The sequence below is a fragment of the Salinimonas iocasae genome (assembly GCF_006228385.1).
Classification (GTDB): Bacteria; Pseudomonadota; Gammaproteobacteria; order Enterobacterales; family Alteromonadaceae; genus Alteromonas; species Alteromonas iocasae.
In genome coordinates this window covers 415178-430468 of sequence record NZ_CP039852.1, presented here as the reverse complement: position 1 = coordinate 430468, position 15291 = coordinate 415178, and the positions used below count along the sequence as shown (strand labels likewise).

General features: G+C 48.4%; 14 protein-coding genes. 3 read left to right on the top strand and 11 right to left on the bottom strand.

Annotation, left to right across the window (positions count from 1 at the left end):
* Positions 1-65: 65 nt before the first annotated feature.
* Genes FBQ74_RS01840 through FBQ74_RS01830 form a run of 3 tightly spaced genes read right to left on the bottom strand, consistent with a single transcriptional unit; the run spans position 66 to position 3790 of the window.
* On the bottom strand, positions 66-1271 hold the full coding sequence (locus FBQ74_RS01840) for a tetratricopeptide repeat protein (RefSeq protein WP_139755054.1): 1206 nt from the start codon (positions 1269-1271) through the stop codon (positions 66-68).
* Positions 1272-1320: 49 nt separating this feature from the next.
* Entirely contained in the window at positions 1321-3162 is a 1842-nt protein-coding gene (locus FBQ74_RS01835) for an ABC transporter ATP-binding protein (RefSeq protein WP_139755053.1), read from the bottom strand.
* 10 nt (positions 3163-3172) lie between these two features.
* Positions 3173-3790, bottom strand: coding sequence for an RraA family protein (locus FBQ74_RS01830; RefSeq protein WP_139755052.1), 618 nt, complete (start codon positions 3788-3790; stop codon positions 3173-3175).
* Between the two features lie 153 nt (positions 3791-3943).
* Here FBQ74_RS01830 and FBQ74_RS01825 point away from each other — a divergent pair, with 153 nt between their 5' ends.
* Positions 3944-6028 carry a M13 family metallopeptidase gene (locus tag FBQ74_RS01825; protein WP_139755051.1) on the top strand — a complete coding sequence of 695 codons (2085 nt, stop codon included), beginning with the start codon at positions 3944-3946 and terminating at the stop codon, positions 6026-6028.
* Positions 6029-6065: 37 nt separating this feature from the next.
* On the opposite strand, the gene FBQ74_RS01820 is transcribed toward FBQ74_RS01825, so the two are convergent.
* The 7 genes from FBQ74_RS01820 to FBQ74_RS01790 form a co-directional block, all read right to left on the bottom strand.
* Positions 6066-6467 (bottom strand): ACT domain-containing protein, encoded by a 402-nt coding sequence (locus tag FBQ74_RS01820; protein ID WP_139755050.1) that lies wholly within the window; start codon positions 6465-6467, stop codon positions 6066-6068.
* Positions 6468-6487: 20 nt separating this feature from the next.
* Positions 6488-7867, bottom strand: a complete 1380-nt coding sequence (dbpA, locus tag FBQ74_RS01815) for an ATP-dependent RNA helicase DbpA (RefSeq protein WP_139755049.1) — start codon at positions 7865-7867, stop codon at positions 6488-6490.
* A 2-nt stretch (positions 7868-7869) separates the two neighbouring features.
* Positions 7870-9414: a substrate-binding periplasmic protein gene (locus FBQ74_RS01810; RefSeq protein WP_139755048.1), complete on the bottom strand. Its 1545-nt coding sequence runs from the start codon at positions 9412-9414 to the stop codon at positions 7870-7872.
* The gene (pyrC, locus tag FBQ74_RS01805) at positions 9414-10457 is read right to left on the bottom strand and encodes a dihydroorotase (RefSeq protein WP_139755047.1); all 1044 of its coding nucleotides are present in this window, start codon (positions 10455-10457) and stop codon (positions 9414-9416) included. Before pyrC ends, FBQ74_RS01810 begins: the two co-directional genes overlap by 1 nt.
* 118 nt (positions 10458-10575) lie before the next feature.
* Positions 10576-11139, bottom strand: coding sequence for a PhnA domain-containing protein (locus FBQ74_RS01800; RefSeq protein ID WP_139755046.1), 564 nt, complete (start codon positions 11137-11139; stop codon positions 10576-10578).
* A gap of 66 nt (positions 11140-11205) precedes the next feature.
* Positions 11206-11733, bottom strand: coding sequence for a lipocalin family protein (locus tag FBQ74_RS01795; RefSeq protein WP_139755045.1), 528 nt, complete (start codon positions 11731-11733; stop codon positions 11206-11208).
* Between the two features lie 3 nt (positions 11734-11736).
* Complete coding sequence (locus tag FBQ74_RS01790; RefSeq protein WP_205912276.1) at positions 11737-12438, bottom strand: cupin domain-containing protein; 702 nt, start codon at positions 12436-12438, stop codon at positions 11737-11739.
* Positions 12439-12518: 80 nt separating this feature from the next.
* Here FBQ74_RS01790 and FBQ74_RS01785 point away from each other — a divergent pair, with 80 nt between their 5' ends.
* Together FBQ74_RS01785 and gloA2 are read left to right on the top strand one after the other, a co-directional pair.
* Positions 12519-13472, top strand: a complete 954-nt coding sequence (locus tag FBQ74_RS01785) for an aldo/keto reductase (protein ID WP_139755044.1) — start codon at positions 12519-12521, stop codon at positions 13470-13472.
* Positions 13473-13480: 8 nt separating this feature from the next.
* Positions 13481-13864, top strand: coding sequence for an SMU1112c/YaeR family gloxylase I-like metalloprotein (gene gloA2, locus FBQ74_RS01780; RefSeq protein WP_139755043.1), 384 nt, complete (start codon positions 13481-13483; stop codon positions 13862-13864).
* 77 nt (positions 13865-13941) lie between these two features.
* On the opposite strand, the gene FBQ74_RS01775 is transcribed toward gloA2, so the two are convergent.
* Complete coding sequence (locus tag FBQ74_RS01775) at positions 13942-15165, bottom strand: MFS transporter (RefSeq protein WP_139757850.1); 1224 nt, start codon at positions 15163-15165, stop codon at positions 13942-13944.
* Between the last annotated feature and the right edge of the window lie 126 nt (positions 15166-15291).

Here is a 15291-nt window from a genome sequence, read left to right as displayed (position 1 = left end):
GCGCATTATACTTAACCTCGCCTTTTATACAAGGTTTTTGTCGTTGCAAAAGGCAGTCCACGCGCTCAATGCAATGACTCCAGTGCGGCTTTCTTTGCAGCATAAAGTTCACGTGAGCGATCGTCCCATGCCAGATGGTGGGCTTTAGTCAATGCCTCGTATGCCAGCCCCATCTTTTCCTGCAAAAAGAAACATCGGGCCTGCTCCCGATAAACATCATCCAGGTAAGGCGCTAACAGCTCTGCTTTGCTGAGGAAGTGCTGGGCTTTTACCAGCTCTCCCCGATCCATATGTTCCTTGGCAAGCGCGATCCAGCTATATGGGTTATCGTCGTTTTGCCTGTTAAGAAGCTTAGCAACCTCTGCGGCCTCCTGCGCTCTGTTTTGCCGGGAAAGCAAAGAGAGGTAATTGCTTAGTAAAGTGATATCGGTGACATCATGCGCTATTGCATGCTTGTAGAGCCGCTCAGCTTCTTCTGTCTTATTCAGGCGTCTGAGGACTACCGCCATTGCACTGACGTTCTCCGGATCAGCCGGAGCAAGTTTTAGCGCTTTATCAGCAAGCCAAAATGCTTTGCTAACGTTATTTTCAACCAGTGCCAGCGCTACCTTGTTTCGATAAAACATCGCGCTTACCGCATCCTGCGAGACATAATTTCCTTTAACGTTTCCATAGCTCGGAAAATAATCGATTATGACAGAGGCTGGCACAAGCACTCTGGGCGAACCATCATCTTTAAGCTCTTCATCTTCAACAATGTTGAAAGCTTTTGTACGCACATGCGATGACAGCATCATGATATCACCCTGCTTTTTAAAAACAGGTGGCGAATTCATCTTCTGAAATTTGAGATCTATTTGTGCCACTGACGCCAGTGCAGAGGTGATAACCGCAAGGCTCAGGCAGTTTCCGTTATCCAGCAGTGCAGCCTGCGCTGCTGTATGGGTACTTCCGTTATAGGTAAAACCATGTAGCGTTCTTTCCAGATAATTGGCTAACCGGTAGTGAGGGTCGACAGACTGGTTGTGAGGGGCATTAAACCATTTTAGAAAGGCCGCCTTTTCGGTTTCCGGCAGCGCATAGATATCATTCGGCTCGAACACGGTTTCTTTGCTTACACCCTCGTGGCTGTAAAGTGCTTGCCAGTTAATTGTGTTTTTACTTACAGCCATGGTGGACGCTGTATCATTAGACGTACAGCCCGTTCCGGCACCGATTACCGACACCAACAATAACCACTTCAGCCAAAGTCCCATATTTTTCAACTGCATACCGCTTTTAATCCTTTATTAACGACATCATCAGCTTACCGTGAAGCCATCACTCTACACCAATAAATCCGCCAGTCTGATGCGCCCACAACTTGGCATAAATACCATTATGCGCCACCAGCTCTGAATGTGTGCCAGATTCAACAACCCTGCCCTGATCCAAAACCAGCAGCCTATCCATCTGTGCGATGGTTGAAAGCCGGTGTGCAATCGCCAGTACGGTTTTGTTCTCCATGACAGAATTCAGGCAATCCTGTATGGCGGCCTCAACTTCTGAGTCCAGCGCTGAGGTTGCTTCATCCAGAATAAGTATTGGCGCGTCCTTAAGCAATACCCGCGCAATAGCAATGCGCTGCCTCTGACCACCTGATAATTTAACACCACGCTCCCCTACATGAGCATCGTACCCCGTTCGTCCGGCATTGTCGGTGAGCGTAAGGATAAAGTCATGCGCTTCTGCGCGCTTCGCCGCAGCCACCATTTCTTCTTCAGAAGCATCTGTTCTACCGTATAGAATATTGTCTCTGACAGAGCGGTGCATCAACGATGTATCCTGCGTAACCATGCTTATCATGGCGCGCAAACTTTCCTGAGGTACGGCATCGATTGATTTATCGTCAATCATGATTGTCCCGCTGCGCACATCGTAAAACCGCATCAACAGGTTCACCAATGTTGATTTGCCGGCGCCTGACCGTCCGACCAGTCCAACTTTCTCGCCTGCCCGGATATTGATATTGAGATCTTCAAAAACATTGATGGGTCGTCCTTCAGCACCCAGATAGCCAAAGTTAACGTTATCAAATGCAATCGCGCCACCTCGCACTGCTAAAGGGGTCGCCTTGGGGTCATCCTGTACGCTAACCGGCTGGGACAGTGTATTAATACCATCCTGAACAGTACCTAAGTTCTCAAATAAGGAGGAGACTTCCCACATTATCCAGTGTGACATTCCGTTAAGCCGCAAACACAGGCTTATCGCGATGGCGATATCGCCCGGCGAGACGATTTGCTGAAGCCACAGATAAATGCTGAGTGCACCTATGGCAAAAATGAGGATGGCATTTGCCATTTCCACACAACTTTCAAGTACTGTGACCAGACGCATCTGCGGATAAACGGTCTTGAGAAAACCATCCATGCTTTCTTTCGCGTAATCGGCTTCGCGGCGGCTATGAGAGAAAAGTTTAACTGTGGTTATGTTGGTATAACTGTCGACTATCCTTCCGGTCATTATTGACCGGGCATCGGCCTGACGCTGCGAGATCTGCTTAATTTTTGGTACCAGAACACGCAAAATACATACATAAACCCCGAACCAGATGATTAGCGGCACGGCCAGTCGCCAGTCAGTACTGAATATCAATACCACCATCGATATGAAGTACACACTGATATAAACCAGCAGATCGAGAATTTTCATTACCGTTTCACGCACCGACAGTGCGGTTTGCATTACTTTGGTTGCTACACGACCGGCAAATTCATCGTGGAAAAAGCTCAGACTCTGACCCAACAAATAGCGGTGAGCCTGCCACCGGATCCGCATGGGATAGTTACCCATTAACCCCTGCCGACTGAACAATGAGCGCAGTAATATAAACCCTGGTATCAGAACCAGTACGGTCAGACCCATGCCCAATAATGTCCACTTCTCGTTTTGCAAGAAGGTTTCACGATCATGCTCAGAAAACCAGTCGACCATCTGACCTAAAAAGCCAAACAGCGCCACTTCCAGAATGGCGACAATAGCGCTGAGCACTGATACCGTAGCAATTATTTTCCACATGCCCTGACTGTAATGCCGGCAAAAAGCGACGATACCTTTGGGTGGCTGGTCCGGGGAGGTCTCGGGAAACGGCTGGGTCAGCCGTTCAAAAAATGAAAACATAGATACTCTGTTACTTCTCGGTGAACCCCAGGTTAGTGAGGGTGGACTGGACTTTTTCATAATGCTGCTCTTGCCAGGCGTCCAAAGACATATCCTGATCCTTTTTCGCTCGGGCATGAGCTACATCAAACGCGTGATTTGCTTCGTTTTCAGGAATAACTGCAATTCCCTCTTCATCGGCAACAATGATATCACCGGGACAAACGCGCACACCACCGCAATTCACAGGTTCATTGAGTGGGGACACACGTTTTTTTGCGCCCGGCTTCGGGATAACGCCCCTGGCAAATACCGGAAACTGCATCGCGCGTACTTCACTTAAGTCACGAATCGTCCCATCCAAAACGAAGCCTTTTATGCCACGCTTCTGCGCAATTGCACACACATTGCCGCCGGCCAGCGCGAACCTGTCATCGGCCTGTACAACGATAATATCACCTGGCCGTGCACGATAGATTGCTGCGTGTAGCATCAAATGGTCACCGGCCTCACATTTTACTGTAAAAGCAGGACCGCTGATGGCTGGAACCGGCTGCCATAGCGAACGAATCTGATAGTCCATAAACTGCTCTCTGGGCAGAGCATCTGCGTACTCGCACGTTGAAACTGCATTGAAATCCACTGCCATTTTTCGCTCCCTCCGGTTGTCAGACTTTCACTATATCAGCTGTCATCGGTTAAGTTGTTACAACTTGTGTATTTCCACTATAAATGATGTTTTTCCGTGCGGGGACATGGTATTAAAAATAAGCACATGTTTATTAAGGTCAAAGGGAACATAATGAAAAAGACACTACTAAGCTTGTCGGTGCTCATGGCGTTAACAGCCTGTAGTCCTGATCAGGAAGCTACTGAACAACAAAGTAAGAGCAGTGAACAACAAACTGCCCAGAAAGACAGCCAGCAGGAGCAACAGCTCACCTCTGGCGTGATTAAAGAAAACATGGATACCTCAGTGGATCCAGGCAACGACTTTTATGCCTATGTAAACGGCGGCTGGATGAAAAAGACAGAAATCCCCGCTGATAAATCGTCTTACGGCACATTCCACATGCTTCATGATGAGTCGCAAGAACATGTTATGGAGATCATTAAGTCATCGGCAGAAGGTGACTTTGAAAAAGGCTCTAATGAGCAGAAAGTCGGGGATTTCTATAAGTCGTATATGGATCTGGAAACGCGTAATAAACGAGGCTTGGAGCCGCTTACGGGTGAAATAAAGAAAATCGACGACATTTCATCTTACAAGCAACTGGCGCAATACTTCGCTTATGCAAACCGCTATAGCTTTGGCTCACCGTTTGCGCTTGGTCAGTATGTTGATTTCAAATCGCCTGAAACTTACATGATTTATGCCTGGCAAGGCGGTCTTGGTTTACCAGAGCGTGAGTACTACTTCAAAGATGACGAAGAATCTAAAACATTAAGAGACAAATACGTCAAACACATCCAGACAATGTTTGAACTGGCGAAGTTCGAAAGCCCGCAGCAAAGTGCTAAAACTATCATGGAGCTTGAAACGGCTATCGCCGAAATGCACATGAAAAAAGAAGCCACGCGCGACTGGGCGGCAAACTACAAAAAGGTAGCGCTGGATGATTTGGATTCAGTGATGTCTGAGTTTGACTGGCAGGCATACCTGGAAGAAGCCGAACTGGCTGACCTTGATGGTCTGGTAATAATGCAGTCAGACTTTATGAAGTCGCTGGACACTTTGATAACAGATACTGACCTGGCAACCTGGAAAACCTTCTTAAAATGGCACCTGCTGCACGCTAACGCTACCCGACTTAACGAAGCATTAGATGAAGAAAACTTCGCATTCTACAGCCAGGCGCTACATGGCGTAGATGAGCAAAAGCCGCAATGGCGTCGTGCGGTATCATTGCTTAACGGCACTGTGGGTGAAATCATCGGTAAGGTGTATGTTGAAAAGCATTTCCCGCCTGAAGCCAAAGCCCGTATGAAAGAGATGGTTGATAACCTGATTGCCGCGTATCGCGGTAGCATTGAAAAGCTTGACTGGATGACGGATGAAACACGTAAACAGGCGCTAGATAAGCTGTCGAAGTTTACCGTTAAAATTGGTTATCCGGATAAATGGAAAGATTACTCTGCGCTTGAGGTTAAAGCTGACGATCTGTACGGCAACATCAAGCGTCATGCTGATGTGAATTACCAGATTATGCTGGAGAAACAGGGCGGTCCGGTTTGGGATCATGAGTGGGGTATGACGCCGCAAACGGTTAACGCTTACTATAGCCCACCGAACAATGAGATTGTTTTCCCTGCTGCAATCCTGCAACCACCGTTTTTCGATATGCAGGCGGAAGATGCTGTTAACTATGGCGGTATTGGTGCGGTCATCGGCCATGAAATCGGTCATGGGTTTGATGATTCAGGCTCTACCTTTGATGGTGATGGTGTACTGAGAAACTGGTGGACCGACGCTGATCGTAAAGAGTTTGAAAACCGCACAGGGATGTTGGTTGATCAGTATAGCGAGTTTGAAGCATTGCCTGAGCTGTTCGTAAATGGTGAGTTTACGTTGGGTGAAAACATTGGCGACCTTGGAGGCGTAAGCATCGCACTGAAAGCGTACCATATGTCACTGGACGATGAAAAAGCGCCGGAGATGGATGGATTTACAGGCGACCAGCGTGTGTTTATTGGTTACGGGCAGGTATGGGCGACCAAGTATCGTGATGAGGCATTGCGGAACCTTGTTCAGACAGACCCACACTCGCCGGCAAAATTCAGAACCAATGGCGCGGTGAGAAATGTGTCTGAGTTTTATGAAGCGTTCGATGTTACGAAAGAAGATGCCCTGTATCTTCCGCCAGAGGAACGCGTGAAAATCTGGTAATAGTAATAAATAAAAACGGGGCAATCGCCCCGTTTTTTTATTTACAGGTTAGTTCGAGTAAAACCTGATGTGCTCGCTGTGCTTTATCCCATGGCACATAAATATGGTCATGATAGAAACCGGCTATAATATTTGCACTGATATCAGCGCGTGTAAGGGCATCAGTCATTGCAGCAGTCATCCCCACAGCATCAAGACTCGAATGCACTTTGCAGGTGATACATGCAAACGGCCCTTCTGCCTGCAGTCCGTAGATTTTGACATCTTGCATATCAACAATAATAGTGATGCCTTCTGCCTCGCGATAAAAGCCCTTAACCGCCCTGACCGGTAGCTGACTGAACCGTTGTTCCGATACGCTACAAAACCCATAGGGCTGGCCACCAATCTCAGGTGTTAGTTGAGTCAGTAATGTTGATAGGTCTGTTTCACCGGCCATTAGGCTTCCTTCAGTCACTGTTACTGCAGTTTTCTGGCTCTGACCCGCTTCCCTTTAATCTTACCTTCACGGAACTGTCGCATAGCCTTCTTAACACTGCGTTGTTTAATCGCAATATAACTTACCTGGCTTTGTACACTGATTTTGCCTATATCGTTTGCTTCAATTTGTGCATCCTGGGTCAGCGACCCTAAAAAGTCTCCCGGACGCAGCTTCTGCTTCTTCCCCGCACTTACGGCAATGCAGCTAAACTCCGGGGTTCTGATGCGATTGGCATGAAACCGCAAACTTTGAAAACCTTTGCGTTCCAGATCCTCATCTTTAAGGCGCTCTATACGCCCTAATGCAGGCTCTTCAGTTTCGCTACACAGTGTAAAGGCCTGCCCCTTTTCACCGGCTCTGCCAGTCCGCCCTATGCGGTGAATATGTACTTCCGGGTCCTCACTAACGGTATAGTTGATGACACAATCAACACCCTTAATATCCAAACCGCGGGCCGCCACGTCTGTGGCGATAAGCACCTGAAGACTGTCACTGGCAAACTGCATCAACACCTCATTACGCTGTTGTTGCGTAAGGTCGCCCTGCAACTGCTTCACTGCAAACCCTTCCTGAGCAAGATCTTCATAAACAGAAGAGACTTGTTGGCGGGTGTTGCAAAACACTATGGCTTTTTGAGGCTGCGCTTCTGAAAGCACGCCTTTCAGGGCGTGAATTCTGTGTTTATCATCCACCCGATAAACCAGTTCATTAATATCCGGACGCTGCACGTCCTCTTCAGCCTGTCGGTGTGTTACAGGGTTACTGAGATACTGCTGGGCATGCTTTTCCACTGCCGGCGTATAGGTGGCAGAGAAAAATAATGTCTGCGCGTTTTGTGGTGTTAAGGAAAACAGCAGGTCAATGTCCTCGGCAAACCCCATATCCAGCATCCGGTCAGCTTCATCCAGTACTCTGACTTTGACCGATGACAGCGACAAGCGGCGCTTTGAAACGTGCTCCACCAGTCGACCCGGCGTTGCTACCACCACCGATGCACCATGCTTTAGTGACTGAATTTGCGGTCCCATTGCCGCGCCCCCGCACAGCGTGAGCACCTTCAGATTAGGCATTTGCCGGCCCACAAGACGGATCTGCTGGCTTACCTGCTCTGCTAACTCCCGGGTAGGACAAACTACCAACAACTGGGTAGCATAATCTGTCGGGTCAACACTGTTCAGCCCGGCCACAGCAAACGCAATGGTTTTTCCTGAGCCTGTACTTGCCTGAACCAATACGTCTTTTCCAGCCAGAGAATCAGGCAGCGTATCTGCCTGAACCTGGGTCATCGTTGCAAATCCAGCACTTGCCAGTGCCTCGCTGATTTGCGCATTTAAAGAAAGCTCCGAGAATTGCGGCATATTCAGTCCTGTGCCCATAAGTTAACAACGCCACTATCAATATGTACCGGAACATGATCTGATGTATTCATCTGATCACTCCACTGATTAGCCCATTGATGATATGCAGAAGAGTCTTTTACCTGCATAGCAGCTTGTCTTAACCGCTCCGCCAGATAAGGTGTAGTTTGTTTTTTTGACATAGCCAGATAAAGCGTAATGGGTTCCATCGGACTGGCGGGTTTAAGGTTCTCACACAGATGACTGGCGCCCTGACAGCTGACATGTAACGCAGGTGATGAGGCATACAATAAATCTGCCTCGCCGGATTGCACGGCTTCAAGAGCCCGGCCCCACTCATTAAACTGCAGCACTCGAAGCCCTTTACGTTGCGCTGCTTTTACTCTGTAATCACTTTTAAGCCCGGCAATAATTTTTGCTTCAGGAACATCGCCTAACGACCCATAAAAATCGCCCTGGGTACTGAACAAACCATGTCGGGTTCGGGTAACCGGCGTTATCCAGTGAAAGGATTTTTCCCGTTCTGGTGTCCTGCCCAGGGCAAAAGTCAGAACGTTTGGCTTTACCTTCATCTCACGCATGATACGCGGCCAGGGCGTAATTAGTATTGGTGACGACATCCCCGCAGTATCCAGAATGCTAGTGACCAGGTGCGCGGCGTAGCCGGTCACGTTTCCAGTGTTATCAGACTGTGTGAAATAAGGGGTTTCTTCTGCCAATACCCAAAGCTGCTGCCCGGTCTTTGCCGTGTCACTTTGAGAGGGTTCGGCAGCAAGGGTCAGTATTTTATTTTGAATGCTGGCTTTAAAATCGCGCTGAGCATAGATCTGTACAGTTTTCTTCATGAGCGAAGCGTAGTCATCACTTTGCTTATATCTTTCAGCGGCGATGCGTAATTTATCGGCTAATACGGCATTTTCAGGCAGCTTCCCCAGCGCCAGATAATTATAAAAGAAACGGTTAGTATTTAGCACCTTAACTCTTGAGCAGGCTTCAGCAAGCCGGTTACACAGCATTTTAAAGCCGGACGGACTTAATAACATGCCGTCTACCCGCTCCCTAATCACTGCCTCTAGCGCCTGCTCCCACGAGGATAGTCCGACCACATTATTGATCCCTAAATCGCTGGCAATACTGTGACGAAAATCATCCCGCTGCACCGCGACTGATTCTACCGCGTCAATATTCAGCGGATGATCCTTTCTCACATACAATGTGACCTGATTAGCAAGAATAGGCGTTATCCAGTGAAAATCGCTCTCACGTGCAGGCGTTCGGGCCAGTCCCGGAGCCATTGACCAATGACGCGTCTGGGTATTGCGCAAAACCCGGGCAAAAGGACGAACCTGAACATCCGCCTCCAGCCCCGCAAGATGAATCACCTGCCTGGCCACCTCAATGGCGAAACCAGACACGTTGCCCTCCTCATCTACCTCGCTCAGGATAGGTGTATTATTGGTATAAACAGCGACCTTGTTATCTTCATGGCCATGTGTCCATCCCACCACGCAAATCCATAGCAGAAAGCACCAGCTTCCTCTATTCATCAGCTCAGGCTTTTCTCAAGTTTCCAGTTGAGGGTATGACCGGCAAAAAACGGTACCATCGGCGTTCCATCTGGAAGTGTTACCGTATCAGGAACTGTCCAGGATTCACGCTTCAGCGTAATGGTTCCCTCATTCTTTGGCAGGCCGTAGAAATTTGCGCCATGTTCGCTGGCAAAGCCTTCGAGCTTATCCAGCGCATCTAGTTGCTCGAACACTTCTGCGTATAGCTCGATTGCACTCCACGCGCTGTAGCAACCTGCACAACCACAGGCATTTTCTTTTTTATGCTGTGCGTGCGGCGCAGAATCGGTGCCAAGAAAAAATTTAGAAGAGCCGGTAGCTACTACCTCGCGCAGAGCCTGTTGATGTGTATTTCGCTTTAGCACCGGTAAACAATAATTGTGCGGTCTTACCCCACCAACCAGTAAATCATTGCGGTTTAGCAACAAATGCTGGGGAGTGATAGTCGCTGCCACGTTATTATCTGCCTGAAGAACAAAGTCTGCGGCATCTTTAGTTGTGATATGTTCAAACACCACTTTAAGCTGTTTAAAAGCTTTTACGATCGGAATAAGGTGGGTATCGATAAAGACTTTTTCACGGTCAAAAATATCAATGTGGCTTTCGGTAACCTCGCCGTGAATAAGTAATGGCATATCCTGTTCTGCCATTTCAGCAAACACCGGATAAAGGGACTCTATTCCTTTTACAGCGGCATCAGAATTTGTAGTTGCGCCGGCCGGATACAACTTACACGCAGTGACCCCCGCCTTCTTAGCCTCACGAATATCCTCCGCCGTCGTCTGATTAGTCAGATAAAGCGTCATAAGAGGTTGAAACTGACTTCCTGACGGACGTGCCGCCTCAATACGCGCTTTATAGGCCTGCGCCTGCTCAGCGTTAGTCACCGGTGGAACAAGGTTTGGCATGACAATGGCCCGGGCAAAACAGCGGGCTGTGGCCGGTACCGTTTCACTTAGCATTTCGCCGTCGCGAAAATGAAGATGCCAGTCATCCGGTGTACGAAGGGTAATTGATTGCATAAGAAGCCTTTCTACATCTTAAAACCAGGTTTCATTATGCCTTAAAAGCTTACCTGCCGCATTATATTCGACAGGTAAGTGAGGGTTAACTTTTGCAGATACGGTGATAATTCTTTGCTTACGCTTTTTTCGTATAGGCGGCAATGATGACAATTCGCGTTCCGTTCACGCGTCCTTCAATATGTAACGGGTTGTCGCTTAAACTGATATTGCGCACTGCAGTACCTCGTTTGGCAGTAAAGCTTACCCCTTTTACATTCAAATCTTTTATCAGGTGCACCGTGTCGCCTGCCGCTAACGGTGCGCCGTTACTGTCCAGCGTCGGCTCTCTTGAGTCATCAGCCTGGCTCGCACTTGCCCATTGTTGCATCTGCTCATCCAGATACATCATATCGAGAAGGTCCTGCGCCCACGGTTCGCTATTTAGTTTATTCAGCATACGCCACGCAACAATCTGCACAGCCGGTACTGGCGACCAAATTGCCTCATTCAGACACCGCCAGTGGTTGGTATCCGGTTCTGTCTCTCCGGTCAACTGACTCACGCAGGTTGAGCACGCCAGGATAGTACTGTCTACACCAGTAGTAGGTGATGAGGGTACTTCATACAGCGATAAATTTTCTTCGCTACCACATAATTCACACTGGCTGTTTGCCCGTGCTTTTACCTTTTCTTCAATCACTACGGCCTGTCCGTTTATTGTTTCTACCAGTCATTCAGAACGCAGAGTATATCATCTGAGAGTGATTTAGTTTTGATTACGATCATGCTTAACAAAAATCAGCGCATCGGTGTCATAGCCCAGAGATGCGGCCTTCTGAACAAGTGCAGAACGTTGAGAATCATCCATTTCGGGCTGACGGGCCAATATCCACAGGTAGTCTTTGTCCGGACCAGTCACCAGTGACCATTGATAATTTTTATCCAGGTCGGCCACTATATAGCTGGCGTAAAAAGGGCCAAAAAATGAAACTTTCAGCCATCCTGTTTGCTCATCCTTTACAAAATACGCTTTTCCTTCAGCTTCGTCCCACTGCCCTTCCTCGTCATTGAAGCCGCGGTTTACAACCTTTATACCGCCGTCATCCCGTTTTGAATAAGTGGCAGTGACATTACTCAGACCTTCTTCAAAACTGTGGTCCAATCGGGCAATTTCATACCATTTACCAAGGTATTGCTGCGCGTCAAAATCAGTGACAGGCTCTACATTTTCCGGCTTAGATGTACAGGCGGTAAGTATTAAGCCTGCCAGTAAAACTAAAAGCAGTGTTTTCATTGCCTATCCTCTTGTGGGCAGGTGACCGGTCTTAAGTAAAATCTTTACCGGCCCCTTTGATACAGTAAAACGCGGATCGTCACCCGTCGGACGACGAAGCCAGCTCATAGCTGGAATTTTAATGTCCTGTTCGCTTAGCTCGCCAGACAAAACCAGTGCTTCAAAGCCATTCTCCGGAATGACGGGATGCCATGATGCCCCCTTATCCAGTTCAACCAGTTGCGTAATCTCTTCATCGAACTGATGCAGTGGCAATACCTTTTGGGCACTAGTCATCCCCTGTTGCCATCCTGCAATATTTGTATTCAGGCGTACTGAACGCGTATCACCGGGAGAAAAATAACAGAGCTTAACAAAGAGCTCACAGCCGGTTTCTGAGTAAGGCGCATGCCTGGACTTAGCGGGATTACGCAGGTAACTTCCAGCCGGATAGTCGCCGGACTCATCGCTGAACGTTCCCTTGATGACAAATATCTCTTCGCCGGCAGGATGGGTATGGGTTGAAAACGCTGCGCCTTCATCATACCTGACCAGCGATGTAGCTTTGCCGGACTCACTGGCCTCTCTTTCAAGTTTTTTCCGCCAGACGTGGCTCGCCGGCGATGACTCCCATTCAAGTTGCTGCGTATCTATCAGCACTGACTGGCTATAGTTCTGATTAAGCATTGTTATCTTTTTACCGCTGTCTTTACGATAAGTACACATTCCGGCAGGGTTCAGTTTAATAGGGATACCGATTGGGACATGATAACCTTTATGTTTTTCACACTTTGTAGGTAGATACAATGCTTAAACACCATTTTCCCGAAGCCAGCGACCTGATATACGGCTGTATGGGCCTGGGTGGAAGCTGGGACGATACCCCCATCACACGTGAAGACAAAATGCACGCCCAGCGCGCTGTAGAAGCGGCGCTGGATGCAGGTATTACCGTGTTTGATCATGCCGATATCTATACGCTGGGCAAAGCTGAGTCAGTGTTTGGGCAGCTTCTTAGTGAACAGCCACACCTGCGGGAGAAGATGATTCTGCAGTCAAAGTGTGCCATTCGCTTTGCTGATTCGAGCGGACCTAAACGATATGACTTTTCCTCTGACTGGGTAACGCAAAGTGTGGAGGGGTCTCTTCGTCGGCTCAATACCGAACAACTCGATGTGCTGCTTTTGCATCGTCCCGACCCACTTATAGAATTAGATGAAATAGCCCGCACACTTGCTACGCTTATAACGACCGGTAAGATAAAACATATTGGCGTATCTAATATGAACCGTTATCAGATGGCATATTTGCAAAGTGCCCTCAATACGCCAATTGTTGCTAACCAGTTGGAATTGAGCCTTTCAGCGCGGGATTTTGTCGAAGACGCTATTTCTGTCAATACGCCTGACCATGCTCACTCAGGCTTTAGCGCTGGAACCATGGAATATTGTATGACGCACAATGTGCAGTTGCAGGCATGGGGCGCACTCGCACAGGGGCGCTTTACCGGTGGCAAAACACAGGGTGAAACCGATGAGTCTACCGCCAAGCTGGTCCGCGAGCTGGCTGAAAAATACTCTGTATCACCAGAAGCCATCGTACTGGGCTGGCTTACCCGGCATCCGGCCAGAATTCAGCCGGTTATCGGCACGACCAACCCGGAACGCATTCGTGCTTGTGCTCAGACTACAGCACTTTCACTCAGCAGAGAGGACTGGTACCTGCTGTTTGAAACGGCGCGCGGTCAGGACGTACCTTAGGAGATACTATGTTAAAAGGGATCCATCACGTTGCCATAATATGCAGCGACTATCCACGCTCTAAAGCGTTTTATACGCAATTACTGGGGCTGAGAGTAATTGATGAAAATTATCGGGAAGAAAGAGAATCTTATAAATGTGATCTGGCGTTGCCTGATGGCAGCCAGATTGAACTCTTCTCTTTTAAAGATGCGCCGTTAAGACCTAGTCGACCGGAGGCGCAGGGGCTCAGGCACCTGGCATTCAAAGTAGACGATTTAGATGATGTTATTGCCCATCTAAAAGATAATAATGTTGAGGTAGAGCCTGTACGGGTCGATCCGTACACCAATAAGCGGTTCACGTTTTTCACTGATCCGGACGACTTACCACTGGAGCTTTATGAGCTGTAGCTGCGTGCACGCTCAGGCTCGACGATGAAGACTGTCGGGGCCGCTACAGCACGGCCCGACATTTAATTTTGCCCATGTTACCCTGCTACACCATAATCTCTGGCTTCGATTTCAGCCAGTCGCTGGCGCGTCGGGTTTGCAATATAGTTGTACAGCAACCCCAGAAACAGTAGCGACGCAAAACCGGTTGCCACCATAAACCCATATTTGGCGTCTCCCCCCATCGCATCGCTTACCAGCCCCATAATAAGTGGCCCCGCAGCAGCCCCGGCAGCGGTAAAAAACAAAATCACGCCAGCAACACTGCCATGCTGATGTTTTTCAAAACAGCTTATCCCCTTGGAATTAAATGTCGGGTATATAACAGACATAAAAATACCCGTTAGCGGGAATAGATAAAGCGCAACATGTTTGCCGCCCGCCAGACCTAAACCGAAACAAAGCACGATAGCACCACTAAACAGTAGCAACACCAACGCCCAGTTGAACCTGGCCATCATCCAGATGCCCACAAAGCGACCCAGCGCACGAAGCACAAAAAATGCGGTGACAGAGTAAATGGCCAATTGACGCGCAGCGCCCTCGCTGTAACAGGCATAAGTCTCCTGAATCGACTGTGCATCACAGACCAGATAGCTGGGCATCCAAACATAAATGGCACTTTCTGCCGCTACATACAAAAACGCACCGATGGAGAAACCAAATGCATAGGGATTTTTTACCAATGCCAGAGACTTTTTGAGCGAGACTTTTTCAACGGTATGCTGATGCGTTGCGACATATTTGGGATAGCGAACAAACGCAGCAACCGCAATAAGCAACGTACAGATACCACCTGCAATAACGTAAAGATACTGCCATGGCACGCCTCGGTGAATCAGCCAGGCTACAATCAGTGGACCGATTATGGCGCCGACACCGAAAAAGGCTTCGGCACCGTTCATGGTTGCTGTGTGCTGACGCGTTGAGCTGGAAATATCGCCGATTAATGCGAGAGCACCGGTTTTGAATATACCTACCGCCACACCGGACAAACTCATTAATGACACGATAAACACAAAATCGTTGGCAATCAGAAAGCTGTAACAGGCAATTCCAAACAGCGCCAGACCAATGATTATAGTGGTTTTACGTCCCAGCTTGTCAGCCAGAAAACCCAGAAACAGCCCAGAGAGCGCGATGCCCAGCATAGGCAGTGAGTGCATCAGACTAGCCAGTGCGTTCGTCACATCAAAGGCAACTTTGACTTCTTTAATAATTTCGCCCACAGAGTCTGAAGTCATGGCAAACATCATGAACATCAGATATGTCAGCCAGCGAATAAGGTAATTACCGGACTGCTGCATAGTGTCGTCTTTCCTGTGTTTACACAATATTACCGAATATCGGGGATTGTGCGGTGTGATTTAAAACAACTTTTAATTTGA